Source organism: Methylobacterium sp. J-026, assembly GCF_022829585.1.
GTDB lineage: Bacteria > Pseudomonadota > Alphaproteobacteria > Rhizobiales > Beijerinckiaceae > Methylobacterium.
In genome coordinates this window covers 60,740-84,181 of the sequence record NZ_JAKSYC010000270.1, presented here as the reverse complement: position 1 = coordinate 84,181, position 23,442 = coordinate 60,740, and the positions used below count along the sequence as shown (strand labels likewise).

The following is a 23,442-nucleotide window of genomic DNA, read 5'->3' as shown; positions in this document are numbered from 1 at the left end:
CCTTGGCCAGGACCGCCTTGGCGAGCGGATGCGAGGAGCCCGCCTCCAGCGCGGCGGCCAGGGAGAGGACCTCCCGTTCGGACCGGCCGAACGCCAGGACGTCGGTGACCACGGGCTTGCCCTCGGTCAGGGTGCCGGTCTTGTCGAAGGCCACCATGGTCACGGCGGCGAGCCGTTCCAGCACGCCGCCGCCCTTGATGAGCAGGCCCCGCCGGGCGCCTGCCGAGAGCCCCGCCGCGATGGCGGCCGGCGTCGAGATGACCAGGGCGCAGGGGCACCCGATCAGCAGGATGGCGAGCCCCTTGTAGACCCAGCCGTCCCACGAGCCCCCGAACAGCAGCGGTGGCAGGATCGCGACGAGGGCGGCCACCGCGACCACGGCCGGGGTGTAGATGCGGGAGAAGCGGTCTATCATGCGCTCGGTCGGGGCCTTGGCCTCCTGGGCCTCCTCCACCAGCCGCACGACCCGGGCGATGGTGTTGTCCCGCGCCGCCGCGGTCACCCGCACCCGAAGCGCGCCGTCCCCGTTCACGGTCCCGGCGAACACCGCATCGCCCGGTGCCTTGCGCCGCGGCACGCTCTCGCCGGTGACCGGCGCCTCGTCCACCGCGCTCTCCCCGTCGAGGACGGTTCCGTCCGCCGGGACCCGGTCACCCGGCCTCACCAGGACGGTCGCCCCGACCCGCAGGCTCGCCGCGGGCACCCGCTCCATCGATCCGTCGCCCTCCAGCAGGGCCGTGTCGGGCACCAAGCCGGTGAGACCCCGGATGCTCGCCCTGGCCCGGCCTGCGGCCACCCCTTCCAGCACCTCGCCGACCAGGAACAGGAAGACGACCGTGGCCGCCTCCTCGGTCGCCCCGATGGCGGTCGCGCCGATGGCGGCCACGGACATCAGGGTCTCGATGGAGAACGGCGTCCCGTGCCGGGCGGCCGCGACGGCACGTCGAGCAATCGGTACCAGGCCGACCGCCATGGCCGCCAGGAAAGCCCAGCGCTCCGTTGCCGGCGCGGCTTGGCCGACCGCGTAAGCCAGCACCAGGGCCGCCGCGCAGGCGAACGCCAGCAGCGCCTTCGGAGACCGCCACCAGACCGGCTCAGGTCGTTCGGCATCCGACACCGTGTCGGCGGAGGGGGCCTCGGCGCCGTAGCCCAGGCTGCGGACCGTCGCCGCGATGGCCCGGGCGTCGGTGGCGGGTCCATGCCGCACCGTCAGCGTCTCGGTCGCCACCGAGACCGAGATGTCCTCGATGCCGGGTAGGCGCCGAACGGCGTTCTCGACCTTGGCGGCGCACGAGGCGCAGTCCATCCCGGTCACGCGCAGGCGCGTCGGGGGGCTCTCGGTTCGGTCCGGGGTCGCAGCATCGCTCATGGCGGGTGCCTTCCGCATCTCTCGAAGGCACCCTACTTCCTCCAGCGACTAGAGGAGCAAGCGGAATGAAGCCCATCGCCATCGGGGAGTTGTCGCGGCGCGCCGCGGTGAAGGTCCCCACGATCCGGTTCTACGAGGAACGCGGATTGCTGCCGACGCCGGTGCGTACGGAAGGCAATCGCCGCACCTACGGAGAGGGCGACGTCCGGACGCTGCGGTTCATCCGGCACGCCCGCGAACTCGGCTTCGAGATCGCGGATATCCGAACCCTTCTCGACCTGGCCGGACATCCCGATCGGCCTTGCGGGGAGGCGGACGCCATCGCCCGGAAACACCTCGCCGACATCGACGACCGGATCGCCCGGCTTACCGGCCTCAGGCGGGAGATGCAGGCCATGGTCGAGCAGTGCTCGGGCGGCGACGTCGGGGAATGCCGCATCATCGAGGTGCTGGCCGACCACGGCGAGTGTCTCAGCGACCGGCACTGACCGAGGCCGAAACGCGGGCTTGCTCCTCTAGTGGGTAGAGGAGTTAGGCATCGATGCTTGCACCCTCAGACCGGAAGCCGAGATGACGGAACGCCACGACCACGCCGGACACGACCATTCCGAAGCCCACGCCGGGCACGCCCACGGCCCCGGACACAGCCACGCCCCGGCGAGCTTCGGGAAGGCGTTCGCCATCGGCATCGCCCTCAACGTCGGATTCGTCGTCGTCGAGGCCACCTACGGGGTGCTGGCGAACTCGATGGCCCTGCTGGCCGATGCCGGCCACAACCTTTCCGACGTGCTCGGCCTCGTGGTGGCCTGGGTCGCCATGGTGCTGGCCAAGCGCGCCCCGAGCGCCCGCTACACCTACGGGATGAAGGGCTCGTCGATCCTGGCGGCCCTGTTCAACGCGGTGTTCCTGCTGGTCGCCGTCGGCGCCATCGCCTGGGAGGCGATCCAGCGCTTCGGCGAACCAGCACCCGTCGCCGGCAAGACGGTGATGATCGTGGCCGCGGTCGGCATCCTGGTGAACGGCATCACCGCCTGGCTGTTCGCCTCCGGGGCCAAGGGCGACATCAACATCAAGGGCGCCTTCCTGCACATGGCCGCCGACGCCGCCGTCTCGGCGGGCGTGGTGATCGCCGGCCTCGTGATCCTCTACACCGGGTGGACCTGGCTCGATCCCGTCGTCAGCCTCGCCATCGTGGCGGTCATCGTCTGGAGCACCTGGGGCCTCCTGCGCGACAGCCTCACGCTGTCCCTCGCCGCCGTCCCGCCGGGCATCGATCCGGCCGACGTCCGCGCCCACCTCGAAGGACTGCCGGGCGTCGCCGCCCTGCACGACCTCCACGTTTGGGCGATGAGCACCACCGAGACCTGCCTGACCGCCCATCTCCTGATGCCCGGCGGCCGACCCGACGACGCGTTCCTCATGAACGCGGCCGCCGGCATCAAGGAACGGTTCGGCATCGGCCACACCACCCTGCAGGTCGAGACGAGCGCGGATAGCGCCTGCGCCCTCGCCCCCGCCCACGTCGTCTGAGCCATCGGGAACATACCCGAACGGAAGGGGATGCCTTCAACCCTTGCGACCGGAGGAGCCCTGCATCCGCGTCGCGAGGGATCGGTTCGGTGCTTTCGGCCGCCGGTGGATGAACGGCGGTTTCAGGCTTCGTTCAACCGTCGAAGCCGATCCTGACAGCATCATCCCTTGAGGAACGAGCCATGCGTGTCCGCATCCCTGCCTTGGTCGCAGCCAGCCTGATCCTCGCCCCGGCCGCGGCGTCCGCCCAATACTACGGCGGCGACTTCGACCGGCGAGGCGACGTCCACGTCGACCGCTATCACCACGGCGACCATGACGACGTCGTCATCCACCGTCCGCATCGGGACTACGGCGACCGGGCCTTCTATGGGGAGCGTGGGTTCTATGGCGAGCGCAGGCACCACCATCACCACCACGACGACTATTGAGGCTCGGCCCTCGTCTTGGGCCACCCGGCATGTACGGGTGGCACTGAATCGTTCATAAGGCGACCATGACCACGGGACCCCGGATCAGGGCCTACGAGATGATGCGCGGTTGGTGGGCGACCACCGTCCGCGTGCTTTCGCTCGTCCTGGTCCTGGCGCTCGTCGTCCCCGGCGCGATCCATTCCGCCGAGGCGCACTGGTCCGTCAGCCACGAACTGTCCGTATCCGCACCGACGCAGGCGACCGCTTCCGATCACGCCGATGCCTGCCCGGCCTGCCATGCCAATTGCGGGTGCCATCAGGCCCTGAACGTAGACGGGACGCCCGTTCTGCCGTCCCGCGGGACCGCGCGCGCCTCCTACGCGACCGTGACCACCGCCATCGGATCGGTCTCGCCCGACCGCCTTCCCAGGCCGCCTCGCGCCTGAGGCGACGTCGTCACGTCCGTGGCGCGTCACGGCCGGCCCCTCGCGGGTCCCGGCCCCTCACCATCGCGATCATTCAGTAAGGACCGTCCCCGGCCGCACGCGCGGCGAGGCGACGTCCCTGGCGGACCCGGCCCATTCCCATGCGTGCATTCCTCTCCGTGGCCTTCCTGGCCATCGGCATCGCCATCGGCGGTGCCTTCCCCCGCGTCTCCGAGGTCGTGCAGGGCGCACTCGCCGCCGCCGGCCTGACGAACGCCCGGGCTGCGCCACCGACCAACGCGGCCATGACCAAGCCGGCGACACCCGCAGCCGACGATGGCCACGGTCATGGCGAGCATGGCCACGAACATGCCGACGCCGAGCCCAAGCCTGCCGACGAGCACAAGCATTCCGAGAGCGAGGCCAAGCCCGAAGCCGGAGGCCACAAGCACGCCGAGGGCGAGGCGCATGGCCACGACGAGGAGGGCGAGGGCAAGATCAAGATGTCCGCCGAGCAGGCCGCGGAGCAGGACATCAAGCTCGCCACGGTCGAGGGCGGCATCCTCTCGCGCCATCTCCTGGTGCCCGGCACCATCGCCCAGGACGCCGACCGGATCGCTCGCGTCCCCGTGCGGGTCGTCGGCACCGTGGCCGAGATGCGCAAGCGCCTCGGCGAGGAGGTCGCCAAGGGCGAGGTCGTGGCCGTCCTCGACAGCCGCGAGGTGGCCGAGGCCAAGAGCGACTTCCTCACCGCGACGGTCAAGGCGGACCTGGAGAAGACCAACTTCGACCGCCAGCAGGCCCTCTGGGACAAGAGGATCTCGGCGGAATCGGCGTTTTTGAACGCGAAGGCCGCATACTCGGAGGCGACCCTCCGCGTCGACCTCGCCAGGCAGAAGCTGTCGGCCCTGGGGCTGAACGCGGCCGAGGTCGCGACGTCCGCCAAGAAGGACGAGACCACCCCGAACCTGTCGTCGCTGCGCCGCTACGAACTCAAGGCCCCGCTCTCCGGCCGGGTGGTCGAGCGCAAGGTCGACGTCGGAACCGCCGTCGGCAAGGAGGGCGATCCGGCCGACGTCTACACCGTCGCCGACCTGTCCTCCGTGTGGATCGAGCTCGCTATCCCGACCACGGAGCTCTCGAAGGTCCGGGAGGGCGCCAAGGTGACCATCGTCGGGGGCGACGACGGCCCCCGCGGCGAGGGCAAGGTCGTCTTCGTCAGCCCGATCCTCAACCCGGAGACGCGCTCGGCCCGGGTCATCGTATCCTTGCCGAACAAGGACATGGCCTGGCGACCGGGCACCTTCGTGACAACCGAGGTCGAGATCGCCCGCGACCCGGTGAAGGTGCGGTTGCCGAAGTCCGCCATCCAGACCATCGGCGGCGAGAAGGTCGTGTTCGTCCGGACCCCGGAGGGCTTCGAGCGGCGGGACGTGACGATCGGCAAGGCCGACGACGACGCGTACGAGATCCTCACCGGACTCAAGCCCGGCGACGAGGTCGCGGTGGCCAACTCCTTCGTCCTGAAGGCCGAGCTCGGCAAGGCCGAAGCCGACCACGACCATTGAGGGCGGCCATCATGATCTCGAAGATCCTCGACTTCTCCGTCCATCAGCGCTGGCTCGTGGTGCTCCTGTCGCTGCTCGCGGCGGGCTTCGGCGTGTTCTCGCTGACCAAGCTGCCCATCGACGCGGTGCCGGACATCACCAACAACCAGGTGCAGATCAACACCACGGCGCCGTCGCTCTCGCCGGTCGATATCGAGAAGCAGGTGACCTACCCCGTCGAGACCGCGCTCGCCGGGATCAAGGGCCTCGAATACACCCGCTCGCTCTCGCGGAACGGCTTCTCGCAGGTCACCGCCGTCTTCTCCGAGAAGCTCGACATCTACTTCGCACGGCAGCAGGTCGCGGAGCGGATCGGCGAGGCGAAGTCGACCCTGCCGCCGGGGGCCGAGCCGCACATGGGCCCGATCTCCACGGGCCTCGGCGAGATCTACATGTGGTCGATCCACTACGCCCAACCGAAGGATCGTAAGGTCTCCCCGGACGGCAAGGCCGGCTGGCAATCGGACGGGAGCTACCTGACCCCGGAGGGCCAGCGGCTCGCGACGGAGCTCGAACGCACCGCGTACCTGCGCACGGTCCAGGACTGGATCATCCGGCCCCAGGTGAAGACCGTGCCGGGGGTCGCCGGCGTCGACAGCATCGGCGGCTTCGACAAGCAGTACCACGTCCAGCCCGACCCGATGAAGCTGACCGCCCTCGACCTGTCGTTCGCCGACATCGGCCGGGCGCTGGAGGCCAACAACGCGAACCAGGGCGCCCGCTACCTGGAGGACAACGGCGAGGGCTACGTCGTCCGTGCCGCCGGCCGCCTGGAGACGATGGAGGACATCGGCTCCGTGGTCGTGACCACGCGCGGCGGGGTGCCGGTCCGCATCTCGGACATCGCCGAGGTCCGCATCGGGCGCGACCTGCGCACCGGGTCGGGTAGCGAGGACGGGCGCGAGGTCGTCATCGGCACCGCCCTGATGCTGATCGGCGAGAACAGCAGGACGGTCTCGGCCGCCGTCGACGCGAGGATGACGGTGATCCGGCGCACGCTCCCCCCCGGCGTCGAGGTCCAGACCGTCCTCAACCGGACCCTGCTGGTCGAGGCCACGATCCGGACGGTGGCCAAGAACCTGGCTGAGGGCGCCGCGCTCGTCATCGTCATCCTGTTCCTGCTGCTCGGCAACATCCGGGCGGCCATCGTCACGGCGCTGGTGATCCCGGTGGCGATGCTGATGACCATGACCGGCATGGTCCAGGGTCGGATCAGCGCCAACCTGATGAGCCTCGGCGCCCTCGACTTCGGCCTCATCGTCGACGGTGCCGTCATCATCACCGAGAACGCCCTGCGTCACCTCGCCGAGAGACAGGGGGAGCTCGGGCGCAAGCTCGACCTGGAGGAGCGCCTCGTCACCGTGCGCGCCTCGGCCGAGGAGATGATCAAGCCGTCCCTCTACGGGCAGGCCATCATCATCCTCGTCTACGTGCCGCTCCTCACCTTCACCGGGGTCGAGGGCAAGATGTTCGAACCGATGGCGCTCACCGTCATCATCGCCCTCGTCTCGGCGTTCGTGCTGTCGCTGACCTTCGTGCCGGCGATGATCGCCATCGTCATCACCGGCAAGGTCACGGAGACCGACAACGTCATCATCCGCGGGATCAAGGCGGCCTACCGCCCGGTCCTCGGTGCCGCCCTGCGCGTCCCGATGACCTTCGTCGCCGTCGCCCTGGTGCTGCTCGTCGGCGCCGGGTTCCTATTCAGGGGGCTGGGCCAGGAGTTCATCCCGCAGCTCGACGAGAAGAGCATCGCGCTGAATGCCCAGCGCATCCCGTCGACGTCCCTGACCCAGTCGCAGGCGATGCAGCTGAAGGTCGAGCAGGCGATCAGCCGATTCCCCCAGGTCGCCTACGTCTTCTCCAAGACCGGGACCGCAGAGGTCGCCTCCGACCCGATGCCGCCGAGCTCGTCCGACACCTTCGTCATTTTGAAGCCCCAGGAGGAATGGCCCGATCCGGACCTGTCCAAGGCCGACCTGCAGGAGCAGATCGAGAAGGCGCTCGGGGCGCTCGCCGGCAACGTCTACGAGTTTTCCCAGCCGATCCAATTGCGCTTCAACGAGCTGCTGGCCGGCACCCGCGGCGACCTCGCCGTGAAGGTGTTCGGGGAGGAGTTCGAGCCGATGCTGAAGGCCGCCAACCAGGTCGCCACGATCCTGCGCGGGACCGAGGGCGCCGACGACGTCAAGGTCGAACAGACGGCGGGCCTGCCGTTCCTGGAGATCAAGATCAACAAGACGGAGGCGGCCCGCCTCGGCCTGAGCACGTCCTCGATCCAGGACGTTATCGGCGCGGCCATCGGCGGCCGCGAGGCCGGCATGGTGTTCGAGGGCGACCGTCGCTTCCCCATCGTCGTGCGCCTGAACGACAAGGTCCGCGAGGACCGCGAGGCCCTGGAGAACATCCCGGTCCCGCTGCCCCCGGGGGTCAACGGACGGGCCTCCTCGGTGTTGCTGAAGCAGGTGGCGAGCTTCTCCGTCACCGAGGGACCGAACCAGATCTCGCGCGAGAACGGTCGCCGTCGGGTCGTGGTCACGGCCAACGTGCGTGGTCGCGACATCGGCTCGCTCGTGGCGGAGGCCCAGTCCAAGGTCGCGTCCGGGGTCCGGCTTCCCGCCGGCTACTACGTGACCTGGGGCGGGCAGTTCGAGAACCTGGCCTCCGCCCGCCAGCGCCTGATGGTGGTGGTGCCGGTGTGCTTCTTCCTGATCTTCCTGCTGCTGTTCTCGGCCCTGAACTCGGCGCGTGACGCGCTCCTGGTGTTCAGCGCAGTCCCGCTGGCACTGACCGGCGGTATCGCGGCCCTGTGGCTGCGGGGCATGCCGTTCTCGGTCCCGGCGGCGGTCGGGTTCATCGCCCTGTCCGGGGTGGCCGTCCTCAACGGCCTGGTGATGCTGACCTACATCAAGCAGCTCATCGCGGACGGGCGGCCACGGCGCGAGGCCATCCTGGAGGGTGCGATGACCCGGCTCCGTCCGGTGGCGATGACCGCCCTGGTGGCGTCGCTCGGCTTCGTGCCGATGGCGCTGGCCACTGAGACGGGCGCCGAGGTCCAGCGTCCGTTGGCGACCGTGGTCATCGGCGGCCTCATCTCGGCAACCCTGCTGACCCTCGTCGTCCTGCCGGCCCTCTACGCGCGCTTCGCCGGTGCCGTCGCCCCGAGGAAGGCTTCCGTGGAGAAGGAGGGTCCCCATGCACGCCCCGTCCTGCCGCAGGCCGCGGAGTAGGACGATGTCTTGCCGCCCCGCGCTCGCACTGACGGTGGTGGCGTGGACAGGCGCGGCCATGGCGGCGTAACCGACGGCGGGCGAGGCGCCGTTCGGATTGGCTTGGGGTCCCGTGGACCGTGTCGATGCACCCTCGATGGTCGACCGCGAGGCGAACCTGACCGGGCTGTACTATTTCCACGACCGTCCGCTCGCCTCGGGACCCGACACCGTCGAGGTGGTCCTGGTGGTGTGCAGGGAGCAGGGCCTCCAGCAGGTCGTCTGGGTCGGTCGGCCGCTCGACGGACCAGCTCATGTCACCGCACGCGAGGCCATCCGGTCACCGCACGCGAGGCCATCCGGCGCGAAGGGGGTGCGCCGCTACGGCGAGCCGCGCCCGGGCCTCGCCTCGGGGTCGCTGGTATGGCTCTCGGGCCGGGCTGTCCTGGCGACGCGCACGTTGCCGTACGGCGCCCGCGAGCTGGTGATATCCGCGTCCGGCCCGGACTATGCCGCCTGCTCAGAGAACCACCGCACCGCCACGGGCCACCCCGCCGGCGCCCACATGGCGGACCTGATCGGCGGGATGGTCCCGTGATCGTGCCGATCCGTCACGGCCAGCGGCGCTCCTCCTCGACCCATGGAGCCCATCGGCATGGGACCAGGGGGCGATGACCGGCAAGAAGCTCGCCCGGCAGATCGGGGAATTCGGCGGCGGAAGCAGGCGCCGACGCAAGGTCAGGCCGCATGTCCTGAGGGCGGCGCGACGGTCATTCCTGATGTCGGCGATGGCCATCGCCGTCGTGCTTGCGGTCTACTGCTGTTTCTACGTCCCACGGTGACGAAACTCGACCGCGGCGCCGATTGCCCCCGCGCCGGCTCAACCGTGTCCATGGCGATGATGCAGGTCGGGGTAGTGCACGTGCTTGTGCCGCATCGGCTGGTGGCGATGCCAGTGGGAGTGGGGCTCGGTCACGGGACCATCGTGGTCATGGTGGTGATGTTCGTCGTGCACGTGCCCATGCTCATGGCCTATCGCCTCGTGCGAATGCTCGTGGTCGTGCCGTTCCGCGAGGTGCAGCCAGAGGCCGACCCCCATCAGGAGCGCGGCGACGACGAGTTGCGGGGTCACTGGTTCCGGCAACAGGACCAAGGCTACGACGGCCCCGATGAACGGGGCGAGCGAGAAGTAGGCCCCCGTCCGCGCGCTGCCGAGATGGCGCAGCGCGAACACGAACAGCACCAGGCTGACGCCGACCCCGAGGAACCCGACGACGGCCGCGAAGCCGATCATGCCGGGCGGCGGCAGGCTGGCACCGCGTGCGAGGGCCATGGCGAGGTTGGCGCCCCCGGCGACGAGCCCCTTGGTCAACGCGATCACGACCGGATCGGCGGAGGACAGCTTGCGGGTCAGGTTGTTGTCGACGCCCCAGGCAAGGCAGGCCAGCGCGATCAGGCCGCCGCCCGCGTCGAGGTGGACGCCCTGGCCCTGCCACGACAACGCGACGGCGCCGGCGAGGATGGCCGCCGCGCCGAGCAGGAGGCGGCGGTCCACGTTCTCGCGGAACACCACCCAGGCGATGCCCATGGTCGCCAGCCCTTCGAGGTTGAGCAGGAGCGAGCCCGAGGCCGCCGACGTCCGTGCCAGCCCCAGCATCAGCAGCAGGGGACCCGCCACGCCCCCGAACAGCACCACCGCGAGCAGCCACGGTGCGTCCGACCTGCGCAGGGGGGCCTCCGGCGCCTCGATCCGGAGGGCGGACCGGCTGCCGTGGACGGCGGCGAGGCCGACGCCCGCACCAAGATACAGGAGGCCGGCCAGCGCCTGCGGGTCCACTGAGCCCAACAGGAGCTTGGCGAAGGGGGCCGAAGCACCGAACAGGACGGCGGATGCCAGTGCCAGCGGCACTCCGGGCCAGCGGTGCGCGTGACGATGGGCTTGCTCGAACATGCCGCACGATAGCACCGACGAAGGATGCCGTATCCGTCCTGTGATACCGTTCCATCGAAGCCAAGACCGCCCGCAGCGGCGCGAGCACATGCCTTTGGTCGCGCTAAGTTGCCCCAAGTTGTCGAGTAGCAGTTAGATCTAACGCTCGGTACCGACTGCACCCGACCCAACCCAGCCGCATGGATTGCCCGGCGCTTCCTGAAAGCGGCCATTCGTCGGCCGTCCGGCAACTTTGGCTGAGGGTGGCAAGCGGACTCCGGCCTTGCGTCCGTAAGCGGACGTTCCGCAACCGACCCTACTCGGTCATAGAAGCAAGCCAATGGAGGCCTTGAAAGCAGACGTTGCAGCTGGACGCGCGCTGCGAACGCATGCTCTCGGATTCCCGCTTCCCGCGCTCGTGAGGCCGCCCGTTCAATCCACAGTCTGCATCTGGACGACGCCGCCGAGTTCACCGGGCTTGCCCGAGACCACCACGAGGTAGCGCCGGCTCGCGCCGGCATCCGTGCGGGTGATCTGGCGGATCGGGCCGATCGCGTTGACGATGGCCGCGCCGGCCGGGTTGGTCATGAAGGCGGCGAGCGGCTCCAGGCCTGCGGCCCCCTTCGGATCGGCGGCCAGCGCCAGCACGAACGGCATCTTCGAGGGCAGTCCCGTTACCGCGGCCTGCAGCGTCTGCAACACGCCCTGGTCGAACAGGGTGACCTGCGTCGCCGGCTTGCCATCGGTACCCGCGAGCGTCAGCGCGCTGGTCTTGCCGGCTGCGCCCAGCGCTTGGAGGTTTTGCATTCCGTCGCCCTCCGGCACGGCGTTCGGGACGTAGGCGACGCCCTGCGGACCCTGCCCGATCGGCACCTCGGCGATCACCGTGTTCGACGCGGTGTCGATCACCGCCGCCTTGTCGGCGTTCTCCAGGCCGACATAGACGCGGCTGCCGTCGCCCGAGGGCCAGAGCCCGTGCGGTAGGGCGCCGGTCGGAATGGTGGCGACCTGGGTGAAGTCGTCGGTGCGAAACACCTTGACCTGGTTCAGGCCGCCGATCGTCACGTAGGCGAACTGGCCGGCCTTGGTCGAGACGATGTTGACGTGGTTGGTGATCGGCCCGGTCTCGATCGTCTTCAGCGGCGCGAATGGCGGCGTCGCAGAGAACACCTGGGTCCGGCCGACATCCTTGAGGGTGAACCACACCTGCTTGCCGTCCGGTGTCGCGGCGATGTCGGGGCAGAACGGGCTCTCCTGCTTCACGCGCCCGACGATGGAGTGGGTCTTCGTGTCGATCACCACCGTCTCGGGGCTGAAGCTGGAGCAGACATAGCCGTAGGCGCCGTCCGGCGAGAAGATCGTCATGCCGGGCCCGTTCGGCACGGTGATTCGGCGCGTCTCCTTGGCGGTCGCGGCATCGAGCACGGCGATGTAGTCCTCGCCGCGCACGCTCACCCAGACCTCTCGGCCGTCCGGCGTGAAGAAGGCCTCGTGCGGCGCGCGGCCGACATAGGCGGTGTGGCGGACCGTGTTGGTCGCCGTGTCGATGAAGCTCACGGAGTTCGAGCCGATCGAGACCGCGAGCAGCGTCCTGTGGTCGGGCGAGAAGCCCATGCCGTGGACGAGGAGCTGGCCGCGATAGAGCGGGCTCAGGTTCATCGGCGTCGGGTCGCCGAGCCGGATCACGCCGAGCAGGACGTTGGCGGCGGGATCGACCACCGAGACCGTGTTGGAGAACTGGTCCGACGTATAGAACCGGTCCCTGCCGCTGACCGGCACGTCCGGTGCAAAGGCTGCACCCGGGGCCTGTCCGGCGAGAGCCGAGCCGGAGAGCATCGCGAGCGCGAGGAGGGTGAGGGCGGTCTTCATCGGCAGATCTCCGAAGGCATCTCGGCGGCAGGGGCCGTGCCATGGTGGTGAAGGTGGGTGGCTGCGGCAGACGAATCCGGCGCGGGAGGGAGATCGGCGAGCGCCCGGCGCATCACCGCGATCTCCTGGCCCTGTTCGACGATGATCCCCTGCGCGAGGCGGCGCAGGACCGGATCCTTGCCGTAGAGCAGCTCTGCCTGGGCCATCGCGATCGCGCCCGCGTGGTGCGGGATCATCATCGCAGCGAAGTCGCGGTCCGGATCGCCCGAGGGCGGGACCATCATGTCGGCATGCATCCGCGTCATCGACTGCGCCATCATCGCGTCGAAGGACGCGGAGACGATGGCCGGCGGCTCGGCGGCGGCCAGCGTCGGGGGCATCATCATCCGGCCGCCGACGAGGCCGCCGGCCATCACGGCGGCCGTGAGCGCAAATCCCAGTGCTCCGCGCATGGGCCGTCCTCCTCGTTCGTTGTCGATGGGAGAGATGCCGGGGAAACGGCTTTATTCCCTGGCCGGGGACGAATTGGTGGCCCTGCCGATGTGATCGATCTTTTCCAAATGTCAGTGGAATAGACGCGCCCGTTCGGCATCTCTCCCGATGCGGTCATGGTAGACCGCCGGAGACCTCACTCATGCGCACCATGCTGATCCGCGCCGCCTTTGCGGCCTTCGCCTTCTCCGCCGTCGCCGCCCAGGCCGCTGCGCCTGCGATAACGGCCGAGACTGCCAAGGGGCCGGCGCTCGTCGATTCCAAGAGCATGACCCTCTACACTTTCGACAAGGACATGGGCGGCAAGTCGATGTGCAACGGCCCCTGCGCCGCCAACTGGCCGGCACTGATGGCCGCCTCCGGCTCGGCTGCTAGTGGCGACTGGACGATGGTGACGCGGGACGACGGCACGATGCAGTGGGCCCACAAGGGCAAGCCGCTCTACACCTTCGCCAAGGATACGAAGCCCGGCGACATCACCGGCGACGGATTCCTCAACGGTGCATGGCACATCGCCAAGCCCTAATCGGTAAAGCCTCGTGGACGAGATCGCCGCCCTCATCGAACCGCAGATCCTAGCGTTGCGGCGCTACGCAGTCGCACTGTTGCGGGACCGCGAAGCGGCGGACGACCTCGTCCAGGACACTTTGGAGCGGGCGTTGTCCGCCTGGTCCGGACGTCGCCGCGACGGCGACCTGCGAGCCTGGCTGTTCACGATCGAGCGCAACCTGTTCCTTGGCACTGTTCGACGCCGGGGCCGGCGCGGCATCGATGTCGGCGCTGAGGCTTTGGAGCAGGTGCCCGATCCGGGTGCCGACCCCGAGGCCGCTATGGGGGCACGCGACGTGCTCACCGGGCTCGACACCCTGCCCGAGGAGCAGCGCTCGGTGCTGCTCCTCGTCGCGGTCGAGGATCTGTCTTATGCCGAGGCGGCCCAGGTGCTCGGGGTACCGCTCGGCACGGTGATGTCGCGGTTGAGCCGGGCCCGGACGCGGATGCGCGGTTTTCTGGAAACTGGCCGGACCGGACTCTTGAGGAGGGTGAAATGAGCGGGGATCCGCGCCCGGTCGGCGAGGACGACCTCCACGGCCTGATCGACGGTCGTCTCGAACCGGAGCGGCAGGCGCTGGTCGAGGCATGGCTCAGGGGAAACCCCGCGCGGGCGGCGGAGGTCTCGGCGGATCGCGCCCTACGCGAGCGCTTGCGTGCCCGCCTCGCGCCGATCGCCGAGGAGGCGATTCCGGCGCGGCTCCGGGTGGCCAACATCCGCTCGCGACATCGCCCGATAACCTACCGCTGGCTTCCGGTCGCGGCTGCGGCCGTGCTCTGCCTCGCGGTCGGCGGCGCCGCCGGCTGGTTCGGCCATGCCGCGCGGCAGGTACCCACGGTCACGCTCGCGCGAACCGAGCCAGCGACCGACGACGCGGTGGCGGCCTTCCGCACCTACGTGGTCGAGGCGGTGCATCCGGTGGAGGTGCGCGCCGACGAGAAGCCGCACCTTGTTACGTGGCTCTCGAAGCGCCTCGGCCGGGCGGTGACCACCCCCGACCTTACGGCGTACGGCTTCCGCCTGATGGGCGGCCGGCTGCTGCCGGCGGGTTCCGAATCCGCCGCGATGCTGATGTACGATGACGACCACGGCACCCGGCTGACACTCTACAGCCGCGTAGGCGATGCGGATGGCCGCACGGTGTTCCGCTTCGCCCGCGAGGGCGACATCGCCGCCTTCTCCTGGGTCGATGGCGGCATGTCCTACGTCGTCACGGGTCGCACCGACGAGGCGCGGCTGTTGATCGTCGCGCAGTCGGTCGACGCGCAAGTCCGTGGACTGCCGGTTCCGCAGCGGCAACCATGACCCTCGACCAACTCCGCATCTTTGTGGCGGTGGCCGAGCGACAGCACGTGACGCGGGCCGCCGAAGCGCTGAACCTCGTCCAGTCGGCGGTCAGCACGGCGATCGCCAACATCGAGGGGCGACACGCCACCAAGCTCTTTCACCGGGTCGGCCGCGGGATCGAGCTGACTGAGGCGGGGCGCATATTTCTCGTCGAGGCCCGCGCCGTGCTCGCCCGGGCCGAGGCCGCCGAACTGGTGCTCGCCGACCTCAGCGGCCTGCGGCGCGGGACGCTGGCGCTCTACGCCAGCCAGACCATCGCCAGCGACTGGCTGCCTCGCCACCTCGTCGCCTTCCGCCGGGCCTACCCTGAGATCGCTATCCGGTTGGCGGTGGGCAACACCACCGACGCCGCCGACGCGGTGCGCGCCGGGCAGGCCGAACTCGGCTTCGTCGAGGGGGCGCTCGACGACCCGACGCTTGCGAGCACCACCATCGCGCAGGACCAACTGGTCCTCGTGGTCGCCCCTGGCCATGCCTTCGCCGGGGCGACCGACCTCGAACCCGAAAATCTCGCCGGGGCCGACTGGGTGCTGCGCGAGGCGGGATCGGGAACCCGCTCGGCCTTCGAGGCGGCCCTGGGTGCGGCCGGCCTCGCAGCCGCCCAGCTTCGGGTCACGCTCGAACTGCCCTCTAACGAGGCGGTGCGCGCCGCCGTCGAGGCCGGGGGCGGGGCCGCCGTCCTGTCCGAGACCGTGGTCGCCGCCGCGCTTCGGACCGGAACCCTGGTGCGGGCGGCGTTCGCCCTGCCGAGCCGGCCGTTCCGGGTGCTGCGCCACAAGGAGCGCTACCGCAGCCGGGCCGCCGACGCGTTGCTCGACCTGATCGCGACGGCGGGTGCCGGATGAGCGATCCTGCGAAACCCGTGCACCCCGACGATCCCCGGGTGAGGCTCGCCGAGGACCGGACGGTTCTGGCAGCCGAGCGTACGTTCGTGGCGTGGCTTCGCACCGGGCTCGCCTTCCTCGGCGTCGGCCTGGCCGCGCAGCGCTTCCTGCGGGAGGTGCTGGCGGTCTGGCCGCTGAAGGTGCTGTCGCTCACGTTGATCGCCTGCGCGCTTGCCTCGTTCGCCGGCGCCGCATGGCGGGACCGGGCGATCCGGGCGCGTCTCGCCGATGCCGAGATCCCGATGATGCCGCGCATCCTCACCGTCGGGATCGTGGCCTTGCTGATCGCGATCTCGGGCCTTGCGGCCACCGCCCTGCTCTGGGCGTGACGGTCAGGCCACAGTGACCCGTACCCGGTGCCAGGCGGCGCTGAGGTAGCCCTTGTAGTTCCAGGTGTCGTCGGGCGCGGCCGGCTGGGTCTGGCCGGCGGAGTCCCAGGCCCGCACCGCGAGTTCGTGCTCGCCCGCGGTCAGCTCGCGGTCGATCTCCCAGAACGTCCAGGCGTAGGGCGCGTCGGCATCGCGGTCGATCCGGGCCTGCGCCCAGCTGCGGCCGCCATCCGTCGAGACGTCGACGCGGGCGACCGCGCGATCGCTGGCGATGGCGTAGCCGCGGATCGCGTGCCGGCCGGGCTTCAACGCTGCGCCGCGGGCGGGCTCGCAGATCGCGCTGTTGAGCGGCATCGCCTCGATGGTGATGCCGTGGGCGGGGTCCGCGGTCTCGGCGGTCACGTCGGGCGGAAACAGCTTGTAGTCGTCGGCCTGCATCGGGTTGTCGGAGGGGTGGTCCTGCACCGTGATGCGGGCGAGCCATTTCGGGCTGCGGATGCCGGCAAATCCCGGCACCACCACGCGCAACGGATAGCCGTGCTCGGGGGCGAGAGGCTCGCCGTTCATCGCGAAGGCGAGCAGCGTCTCGGGCGCCAGCGCCTTGGCGAGCGGGATCGAGGCGCCGAAGCGTATGTCCGACCCCGCGATACGGTCGTGGCTCTCGAAGGCGACGTGGCGCGGACTGCCCGCATCGATCCCGGCGGCGTGCAGGACGTCGGCGAGCCGCACCCCAGTCCATTCCGCGTTGCCGATGGCGCCGGCCGCCCACGGGTCGCCGGCGACCGGGGCCACCGCCAGCATGTCGGCCCGGCGGTTGCCGGCGCATTGCATCACCGCCGTGACGGTGACGTGCGCGAAGCGTGCCTTCAGATCGGCGACGGACAATTCGAGGGGCGTCGCGATCATCCCGTCGACAGTCAGGCGGTAGCCGTCGGCGTCGAGGTCCGGGATGTCGCCGTGGCTGCGGACGTAGAAGTCGGCCTGGTCGGTGAGGAAGGCCGCCCGCAGGCGATCGAGCGGCGGCTCGGCATTGTAGGGCGCCTCGCCGTGCACGATGAGGCGGTCCTTGCGCTGGAACAGGCCGAGCATGGGGTTTTTGTCCTGCGTTCGTGACGTATCGACGACGAGAACGCGCCGGGGGCGATAAGGCCCCCGGCGCGCGTCGCCTCAGGGCTTCATCGTCGAGACCACCGCGTTCTTCGCCCGGTCCACTACGGCGACGCTGAGGTCGCGGTTGAGGACGTAGGCATGGGCGTTGTCGGCCGAGAACGCGATCGCCTGGCGCGGCTCGTTCAGGCCGGTCACCGTGGCGACGACCTTGAGGGTGCCGGTGTCGATCACCGAGAGCGAGTTGTCCTTCAGGTTGCCCGAATAGACGAAGCGCCCGTCCGGGGTCAGTGCGGCGCCGTAGGGGTCCTTGCCCACTTCCACTTCGGAGGTGACCTTATGGGCGGCGACATCGACCACGCCGATGGTATTACGGCCGCTGTTGGCGGCAAAAAGCGTCTTGCCGTCCTTGGTGATCGAGATGGCGCGCAGCTTGTCGAACCCGGCGATCTCACCGGTGATCTTGTTGGTGGCGGTATCGACCAACGTGATCTTGTCGCCAAGGAAGTTCGTGACGAACACGGTCTTGCCGTCAGGCGACAGCTTCACGCCCTGGCGCGGCTGCGCGAAGCCGGGGATCACGGCCTCGGCGAGCATGGTCCTGGTGTCGAACACGGTCAGCGTGCTCGCGGCCTCGTTGTTGACGTAGAGCTTGGCCCCGTCGGCCGAGAGCACCGTGCCGAACGCGCCGGGGCCGGCGGCGAGAACGCCGGCTTCCTTGCCGGTGGCGGTCTCATAGACCGTGATCCGGCCGGTGCCACTGTCGGAGACGTAGAAGCGGGCGCCGTCCGGCGCGAAAACGATGTTGCGCGGCGTGACGAAGCCGTCGAGGCGGCGCAGCACCGTGCCCTTGGCGACGTCGTAGACGATGACGGCGCTCTCCTCGCTGTTCGACACAGCGGCGACGGTCCCAGCGGCGTTCAGCGCCAGGGCGTTGTTCTTGATCGCGCCGTCGAAGCCAGCGGCGGACCCGGGCTGGCCCTGGGCGAGGAGCAAGGCGGCTCCGGCGAGGAGGGCGCGGAGGCTGGTGCGGACGTGGGTCATGAAGCGTGTCTCTCTGGCATGCGCGCTCGTTCGGCGGCCGGGGCCTGCCGTGAGGGCTGGTTCTAATTCGGATTGCGTGATGCGAGACCGGTTTGGCCGTGCATCGCCCTGGGGAGATGCCGGAGGGCGCGGTCTATTCCCCGAGGCCGGCGAAAAAAACGCGGCGGCCTCGGGATTCGGGGGTTCAGGGCGTCGGCTTCAACGCCGTGAGGTAGTCGACGATGGTCTGCACGTCGGCCGGATCGACCGGCGCCTTGTAGACGTGAACCATCTTGTTCACGGTCTCGGTCCACTGCGCCTTCGTGAGCTTGGGCTGGGTCAGCACCATCCCGGCCGAGTGGCAGGCGAGGCAGTTGTTGTTGACCGCCTCGGCCCCCGGCCCGTCCGGGAAGATCCGGTCGGAAGTCGGGAATTCGATCGATTGCGAGGTGAAGCGCATCGGCTCGGGAGCCGAAGCGGCGAACGCCACCAGGGGAGACAGTATGAGGGCGGCGATGAGGGCCGCAGGGCGGATCGGGTTCATGGCTGTTCTCCTCAAGCGGCCTGGAAGGACACGGCCTCGATGCCGTTCTGCATGAAGCCGGCCCCGTTCCAGACCCGGTCCAGGGGCTGCGCGACGCCGTTGGTGTTGGTGCAGCGGACCCTGACCGTGTGGCTGCCGGCAGCCAATGCCGGCAAGCTGCCGTCGAAGCGGCGGAAGCTGTAGGGGCCTTCGTCCGCGCCGAGCTGCGCCGGGAACCACGTCGCGCCGCCGTCGCCTGAGAAGTCCACCGCCTTCACCCCGCAATCGCCGCCGAAGGCGATGCCGCGCAACGCCACCGGCGTTCCGGCCGCCACCTTGGCGCCATCGGTCAGGTTGGTGACGAACGAGCGCGGCACCATCCTGTTGATCGGCACCGTCTTGAAGCCGGTCTGACCGGGCTTGATGTTAGCGCCCGGCACGTCAGGAATGCGGTAAGCGGTCTTCATCCAGTACCCGTCGTCGGGCTTGTCCAGCACTTCGATGTCGGACAGCATCTTGACCCAGTAGGTCGAGTACCAGCCCGGCACCACGAGCCGGAGCGGGAAACCATTGAGCAGCGGCAATTGCTCGCCGTTCATCGCGTAGGCGATCATCACCTCACCATTGTTGGCGTGCTTGAGATCGAGCGACTTCTTGAAGTCGGGCGCGTCGTCGACCACCGGCTCGTCGAGGCCGTTGAAGCGCACCTGCACGGCACCGGCCTTCACCCCGGCCTTTTCGAGCACGTCCCTGAGGCGCACGCCGGTCCAGCGGGCGTTGCCCATCGAACCGTTTGCCCATTGCGCGCCGGTCACCCGCGGCTCGAACAACCCGCGCGAATTGCCCGAGCACTGGTTCACTGCGGCGATCTCGAAGCGCGGCAGGCCGGCGATGGCGTCGAGCGAGAGCGAGAGCTCCTTCTCGACATGGCCGTGGACCTTGAGCCGGAAGGTGCCGGCATCGACTTCGGTCGGGATCGAGGCCCAGTGCCAGCGGACGTAGAAGCGGTCGTTGGGGGTGAATACACCCTCGTCGAACACCGAGAACGGCGTCTCCAGTAGCGGCGGATGAGTGCGCTGGAGGATCATCTCGGCCTTGCCCGGAAAGGCCGTGGTCAGCGCCCGCTCGTCCGGGCCGCCGGGCAGCGGAAGCTTCACCGAGCCCGCCGCCCAGGCCGGTATGGCGGCGCCGAGGCTTCCGAGCCCTAGGCCACCCAGGACGAGGCGGCGGTTCATCGGTCTGTCCAGTCCGTGCATGGTCTCTCCCCTTGAAGGATGTCGGCGTCGATGCGTTCGAAGGCATCGGACCCGTGGCGATTCCTCGCGACCAGGGAGATGCTACGGGATACGATTTATTCCCACCAACGGTCTTTCGCGATACGAATGATCTCCAAACGCGATGATTTGAGAAGTTTCGATCTCCAATGGGACGATCAAGGACGCCGTCTCGGCGTCACGCCGCCGGCGCGCCGACGGGCGCGGTCCTGCGACACCCGAACAGGGCGTGACGCTCGGAAAAACCGCGCAAGGCGACGGTGCCGAGCGGTTCAAGGGCATGTGCCAACCCGTCGATGAAGGTGTCGGTGGCGATCAGCGGCGTGTTGTAGGTCTTGCACAGGCGCTCGACGCGGGCGAGCACGTTGAGATCGCGGCCGATCGCCGTGAAATCGACCCGGTCGCCGCCGCCGATATTGCCGTAGGCGACCTCCCCGACATGAAGTGCGACGCCGACCTCGAAGGCAGCCCTGTCACCGTTGCGCAGGGTCGCAAGCGCATCAAGCGCGGCCTCGGCGGCACGCAAGGCGGCACTGCGCGCCTCGGCCTCGTCGCGATCGGCATCGAACACGGCCAGTAGCCCGTCGCCGATGTACTTCAGCACCTCGCCGCCTTCCGCCTCGACGGCCGGCACGATGGCATCGAACATCCGGTTGAGGGCGGCCACGACACGGTCGGGGCTTTGCCGGTCGGACAGTTCGCCGAACCCGCGCAGGTCGGTCAGCATCATCGCGGCCCGCATCAAGCGTACGTCGCCGCGCCGCACCGTGCCGGTCAGGATTTGCCGCGCCGGGTCGCGTCCGACATAGGCGCTCAGCACCGCGCCTAGCATGTCGTCGAGCGCCTTGATCTCGAACAGCAGCGAGAACGGCTCGACCAGCGCCAGCAACGTGCAGATCTCGATCGGCGTGAAGCCGCCCGGTCTCGCCGTGGCCCAGGAGGCGGCGCCCATGCGTCCACGCGCGGCGCGCAGCGGCACGATGAGGTAGTCGGTTAGACCCTCGGTGCGAAGCTCGCCGAGCACGGGAAACGGCAGCGGCCCATCCCCGTCGAGACGGCATCGGAACGGGGTACGGGTCTCGACTACGCGCTCGACGGTGTTGCCGTGGAACGTCGGCGTACTCTCGATGCCGTGGCGGCGACGCAAGGCTAGGCTCGACGCTCCTGGATGCCAGACGCGCATTACCCAGCGGAACGACGGATGCAGGGTCGGCGCGTGGGTGGTGGCGCGGGCCAGTGGCAGGCCAAGCCCCGAGAGGCACGCACTGAACCCGTCGAGAAGGGCTGCCGCGTCCGCCGCTTCGCGACCCGGCCCCATCAACCATCCCGTCCCCTGCGCGACCGCCTCGGACGAAGATTGGGACGAACGTGTCACGGCAGTTCTTTCATCAAGGAGTTGGATCGATGCCATAGCGCGGATCAGACGAGGCCGAGCACGCGGATCAGGCCGAGGCTGACGGCGCCGAGGGCGAGGAGCGAGGCGACCACCGCGAGGGTCACCCGCGCCCCGGCCTTGGCGACGCTGCGCACGTCGACCCCGAGGCCGAGCGCCGCCATCGAGACCACGGTCAGCACGTTGGCGGTCTCCGACATCGGCGCGAGCGCAACCGGCGGGATCAGGCCCGTCGAGCGAAGGCCCGCGAGCGCAAGGAAGGCGAGGATGAACCACGGCACCAGGCGGTGGATCGCGAGGCCGCCGCGGGCCGGGCGGTCGCCCGCGGTGACGCCGGGGGCGGCCTCGTCGGTCTCCTCGCGCAGCCGGCTCGCGCCGAGCGAGAGCACCAGGACGATCGGGCCTAGCATCAGCACCCGGACGAGCTTCACCAGGGTTCCGACCTGGACGCTGAGCGCCGCGACCGGCGCGGTGGCGGCGAGCACCTGCGGCACGGCGTAGACGGTAAGGCCGGCGAGCACGCCGTACTGCATCGGCGACAGGCCGAGCAGCGGCACCAGCAGCGGCAGGCCGAGCACCACTAGCACGCCTAGCACCGCAGTGAAGGCAATGGAGGCGGCGACGTCCTCGCCGTCTGCGCCGATCACCGGTGCCGTGGCGGCGATCGCCGAGTTGCCGCAGATCGAGTTCCCGCAGGCCACGAGGATCGCCATGCGCGGATGCAGCCCGAGCGCTCGGCCGATGCCGTAACTCGACAGGATCGCGACCACGACGACGCCCGCGATGCCGAAAAGCAGACCCGGACCGGCGGCGAGGATCGTCGTGAGGCTGAGCGAGGCCCCGAGTAGAACGACCGCGATCTCCAGTACGGTCTTGGCCCCGAAGGCGATGCCGGGAAAGAAACGTTGCGACGGGGTCCAGGCGGTGCGGATCGCGCTCCCGAGCAGGATCGCCAGCACCAGGGCTTCGAGCCAGGCGCGACCGAACAGATGCGCCTCGACGGCCTCGAAGCCGACCGCTGCGGCGGTGACCGCCATACAGAGACCCAGTCCCGGAAGGATGGCTCTCGTGCCGGCCAAGGCACGCATTGACCGAGCGTGGGAGAAAAGTCTGGGCGCGGACATGGGTGGCTCCGATGTGATGCCGGAGAATCCCATGTTCTTTTCATTCACTCCAACGGAATGATTAGATGCTTCCCATCACTGAAATAGATGAAATAAGTGCCCCTTCGCAGATCACGGAGACCCATTGTGAGAGGCCGACAGGCGGATTCACCCGTCGATCCAGTGGGCCTTGATCGTCGTGTCCGCGGCAAGCTTATAGATCCTGACGGAGCCCGTCGCGAGTTCGAGGTGCTCGACCTCCGCCGGGCTGAGGTCTTCGAGCGCCATCACAAGCGCCCGCAGGCAATTGCCGTGGGCGACGACGAGCACGTCTCCGCCCATGACCGCCGGCTGGATGGTTCGGAGGTAGCATGGCACGATACGGGAGACGGTATCGCGCAGGCTCTCACCGTTCGGCGGCGCCTCTGCGTAGGAGCGGCGCCAGGTCTCGATCCGCTCCGCCCCCCAGCGCGCATCGGCGGCGATCTTGTCGAGCCCGCTGAGGTCCCCGTAGTCTCGCTCGTCGAGCGCGGCGAAGCTTTGGGGGACCAATCCGGGTTGCCCGAGCGCATCGAGGATAAGCCGGCCGCTCACGACGGCCCGCGTTAGCGTCGAGGTGAAGGCAGCGGAAAAGCGCCAGTTGCACTCTGCCAAACGCCGGCCGGCTGCCTCGGCTTCCCTCCGGCCCTGCTCGGTCAAGGGCGAGTCCAGCAATCCCGTGAACAGGCCGGATCGGTTGGCTACGCTCTGGCCATGCCGGACCAGCACGAGATGTCGCGTGACCGGGGCTTTGCAATCGTGAATCACCCTGTCTCCCGAGGCAGAGCACTTTCGTGCTGGTCGCATCGCCTCTGATGATGTCGGCATCCGACTTTAACGAACTTCGACCCTGCGATGGGTTGGACCGTCCATCCGGAGACGGCGGGTCATCCTAGGTCCGCTTATGAACGTCTTGCGACTGAAAGCAGCCAAGCTGCTTCCCACCCAACCCGGTCGTTGACCTCTGCCTCAACAGGCCGGGAGCGGACCTTCCGAGGGTCGGCAAGGGGCCGGGCGTGGGCCCAG

At 69.2% G+C, this 23,442-nt stretch carries 24 protein-coding genes; 13 read left to right on the top strand and 11 right to left on the bottom strand.

Annotated features, from left to right (window positions below; all coding sequences use genetic code 11):
• The coding region (locus MKK69_RS23120; RefSeq protein ID WP_243971742.1) for a heavy metal translocating P-type ATPase at positions 1-1,369 on the bottom strand (1,369 nt) is incomplete at its 3' end.
• 65 nt (positions 1,370-1,434) lie between these two features.
• Here MKK69_RS23120 and MKK69_RS23115 point away from each other — a divergent pair.
• The 8 genes from MKK69_RS23115 (at position 1,435) to MKK69_RS23080 (ending at position 9,395) form a co-directional block, all read left to right on the top strand.
• Positions 1,435-1,857, top strand: coding sequence for a MerR family transcriptional regulator (locus MKK69_RS23115; RefSeq protein ID WP_147750031.1), 423 nt, complete (start codon positions 1,435-1,437; stop codon positions 1,855-1,857).
• A gap of 82 nt (positions 1,858-1,939) precedes the next feature.
• Positions 1,940-2,899 carry a cation diffusion facilitator family transporter gene (locus MKK69_RS23110; protein ID WP_147750030.1) on the top strand — a complete coding sequence of 320 codons (960 nt, stop codon included), beginning with the start codon at positions 1,940-1,942 and terminating at the stop codon, positions 2,897-2,899.
• Between the two features lie 182 nt (positions 2,900-3,081).
• Positions 3,082-3,330 carry a hypothetical protein gene (locus MKK69_RS23105; RefSeq protein WP_187275009.1) on the top strand — a complete coding sequence of 83 codons (249 nt, stop codon included), beginning with the start codon at positions 3,082-3,084 and terminating at the stop codon, positions 3,328-3,330.
• A gap of 65 nt (positions 3,331-3,395) precedes the next feature.
• Complete coding sequence (locus MKK69_RS23100) at positions 3,396-3,758, top strand: hypothetical protein (RefSeq protein WP_243971741.1); 363 nt, start codon at positions 3,396-3,398, stop codon at positions 3,756-3,758.
• A 140-nt stretch (positions 3,759-3,898) separates the two neighbouring features.
• The gene (locus tag MKK69_RS23095) at positions 3,899-5,305 is read left to right on the top strand and encodes an efflux RND transporter periplasmic adaptor subunit (protein ID WP_147750028.1); all 1,407 of its coding nucleotides are present in this window, start codon (positions 3,899-3,901) and stop codon (positions 5,303-5,305) included.
• A gap of 11 nt (positions 5,306-5,316) precedes the next feature.
• Positions 5,317-8,574: an efflux RND transporter permease subunit gene (locus tag MKK69_RS23090; protein WP_243971740.1), complete on the top strand. Its 3,258-nt coding sequence runs from the start codon at positions 5,317-5,319 to the stop codon at positions 8,572-8,574.
• Positions 8,575-8,710: 136 nt separating this feature from the next.
• A complete protein-coding gene (locus MKK69_RS23085) occupies positions 8,711-9,151 on the top strand; it encodes a threonyl-trna synthetase (protein WP_243971738.1) in 441 nt (146 codons plus the stop codon).
• 73 nt (positions 9,152-9,224) lie between these two features.
• The gene (locus MKK69_RS23080) at positions 9,225-9,395 is read left to right on the top strand and encodes a hypothetical protein (RefSeq protein WP_187275008.1); all 171 of its coding nucleotides are present in this window, start codon (positions 9,225-9,227) and stop codon (positions 9,393-9,395) included.
• A gap of 38 nt (positions 9,396-9,433) precedes the next feature.
• Here the strand turns inward: MKK69_RS23080 and MKK69_RS23075 are convergent, their stop codons facing one another.
• The 3 genes from MKK69_RS23075 to MKK69_RS23065 form a co-directional block, all read right to left on the bottom strand.
• The gene (locus tag MKK69_RS23075) at positions 9,434-10,504 is read right to left on the bottom strand and encodes a DMT family transporter (RefSeq protein WP_147750026.1); all 1,071 of its coding nucleotides are present in this window, start codon (positions 10,502-10,504) and stop codon (positions 9,434-9,436) included.
• A gap of 411 nt (positions 10,505-10,915) precedes the next feature.
• Positions 10,916-12,352 carry a YncE family protein gene (locus tag MKK69_RS23070; protein WP_056217678.1) on the bottom strand — a complete coding sequence of 479 codons (1,437 nt, stop codon included), beginning with the start codon at positions 12,350-12,352 and terminating at the stop codon, positions 10,916-10,918.
• Positions 12,349-12,804 carry a DUF305 domain-containing protein gene (locus tag MKK69_RS23065; RefSeq protein WP_056160290.1) on the bottom strand — a complete coding sequence of 152 codons (456 nt, stop codon included), beginning with the start codon at positions 12,802-12,804 and terminating at the stop codon, positions 12,349-12,351. Before MKK69_RS23065 ends, MKK69_RS23070 begins: the two co-directional genes overlap by 4 nt.
• A gap of 182 nt (positions 12,805-12,986) precedes the next feature.
• Between MKK69_RS23065 and MKK69_RS23060 the strand changes: the two genes are divergently transcribed.
• Genes MKK69_RS23060 through MKK69_RS23040 form a run of 5 tightly spaced genes read left to right on the top strand, consistent with a single transcriptional unit; the run spans position 12,987 to position 15,954 of the window.
• Positions 12,987-13,370, top strand: coding sequence for a hypothetical protein (locus tag MKK69_RS23060; RefSeq protein ID WP_056160287.1), 384 nt, complete (start codon positions 12,987-12,989; stop codon positions 13,368-13,370).
• Positions 13,371-13,383: 13 nt separating this feature from the next.
• Positions 13,384-13,893, top strand: coding sequence for an RNA polymerase sigma factor (locus MKK69_RS23055; protein ID WP_147750025.1), 510 nt, complete (start codon positions 13,384-13,386; stop codon positions 13,891-13,893).
• Entirely contained in the window at positions 13,890-14,699 is an 810-nt protein-coding gene (locus tag MKK69_RS23050) for an anti-sigma factor family protein (RefSeq protein WP_056160280.1), read from the top strand. The genes MKK69_RS23055 and MKK69_RS23050 overlap by 4 nt, the downstream gene beginning before the upstream one ends.
• A complete protein-coding gene (locus MKK69_RS23045; protein WP_147750024.1) occupies positions 14,696-15,586 on the top strand; it encodes a LysR family transcriptional regulator in 891 nt (296 codons plus the stop codon). The genes MKK69_RS23050 and MKK69_RS23045 overlap by 4 nt, the downstream gene beginning before the upstream one ends.
• Entirely contained in the window at positions 15,583-15,954 is a 372-nt protein-coding gene (locus tag MKK69_RS23040; RefSeq protein WP_056160273.1) for a YidH family protein, read from the top strand. The genes MKK69_RS23045 and MKK69_RS23040 overlap by 4 nt, the downstream gene beginning before the upstream one ends.
• Before the next feature lie 3 nt (positions 15,955-15,957).
• On the opposite strand, the gene MKK69_RS23035 is transcribed toward MKK69_RS23040, so the two are convergent.
• The 7 genes from MKK69_RS23035 to MKK69_RS23005 form a co-directional block, all read right to left on the bottom strand.
• The gene (locus MKK69_RS23035) at positions 15,958-17,043 is read right to left on the bottom strand and encodes a sulfite oxidase (protein ID WP_056160270.1); all 1,086 of its coding nucleotides are present in this window, start codon (positions 17,041-17,043) and stop codon (positions 15,958-15,960) included.
• A gap of 78 nt (positions 17,044-17,121) precedes the next feature.
• A complete protein-coding gene (locus MKK69_RS23030; protein ID WP_056160267.1) occupies positions 17,122-18,105 on the bottom strand; it encodes a beta-propeller fold lactonase family protein in 984 nt (327 codons plus the stop codon).
• Between the two features lie 184 nt (positions 18,106-18,289).
• Complete coding sequence (locus MKK69_RS23025) at positions 18,290-18,628, bottom strand: c-type cytochrome (protein WP_056160265.1); 339 nt, start codon at positions 18,626-18,628, stop codon at positions 18,290-18,292.
• 11 nt (positions 18,629-18,639) lie between these two features.
• Positions 18,640-19,863: a molybdopterin-dependent oxidoreductase gene (locus MKK69_RS23020; RefSeq protein ID WP_056217685.1), complete on the bottom strand. Its 1,224-nt coding sequence runs from the start codon at positions 19,861-19,863 to the stop codon at positions 18,640-18,642.
• 196 nt (positions 19,864-20,059) lie between these two features.
• Complete coding sequence (locus MKK69_RS23015) at positions 20,060-21,199, bottom strand: adenylate/guanylate cyclase domain-containing protein (RefSeq protein ID WP_056217688.1); 1,140 nt, start codon at positions 21,197-21,199, stop codon at positions 20,060-20,062.
• A gap of 101 nt (positions 21,200-21,300) precedes the next feature.
• Positions 21,301-22,362, bottom strand: a complete 1,062-nt coding sequence (locus MKK69_RS23010) for a YeiH family protein (protein WP_056160256.1) — start codon at positions 22,360-22,362, stop codon at positions 21,301-21,303.
• A gap of 183 nt (positions 22,363-22,545) precedes the next feature.
• Positions 22,546-23,184: a 2,3-bisphosphoglycerate-dependent phosphoglycerate mutase gene (locus MKK69_RS23005; RefSeq protein ID WP_243971736.1), complete on the bottom strand. Its 639-nt coding sequence runs from the start codon at positions 23,182-23,184 to the stop codon at positions 22,546-22,548.
• Positions 23,185-23,442: the final 258 nt, after the last annotated feature.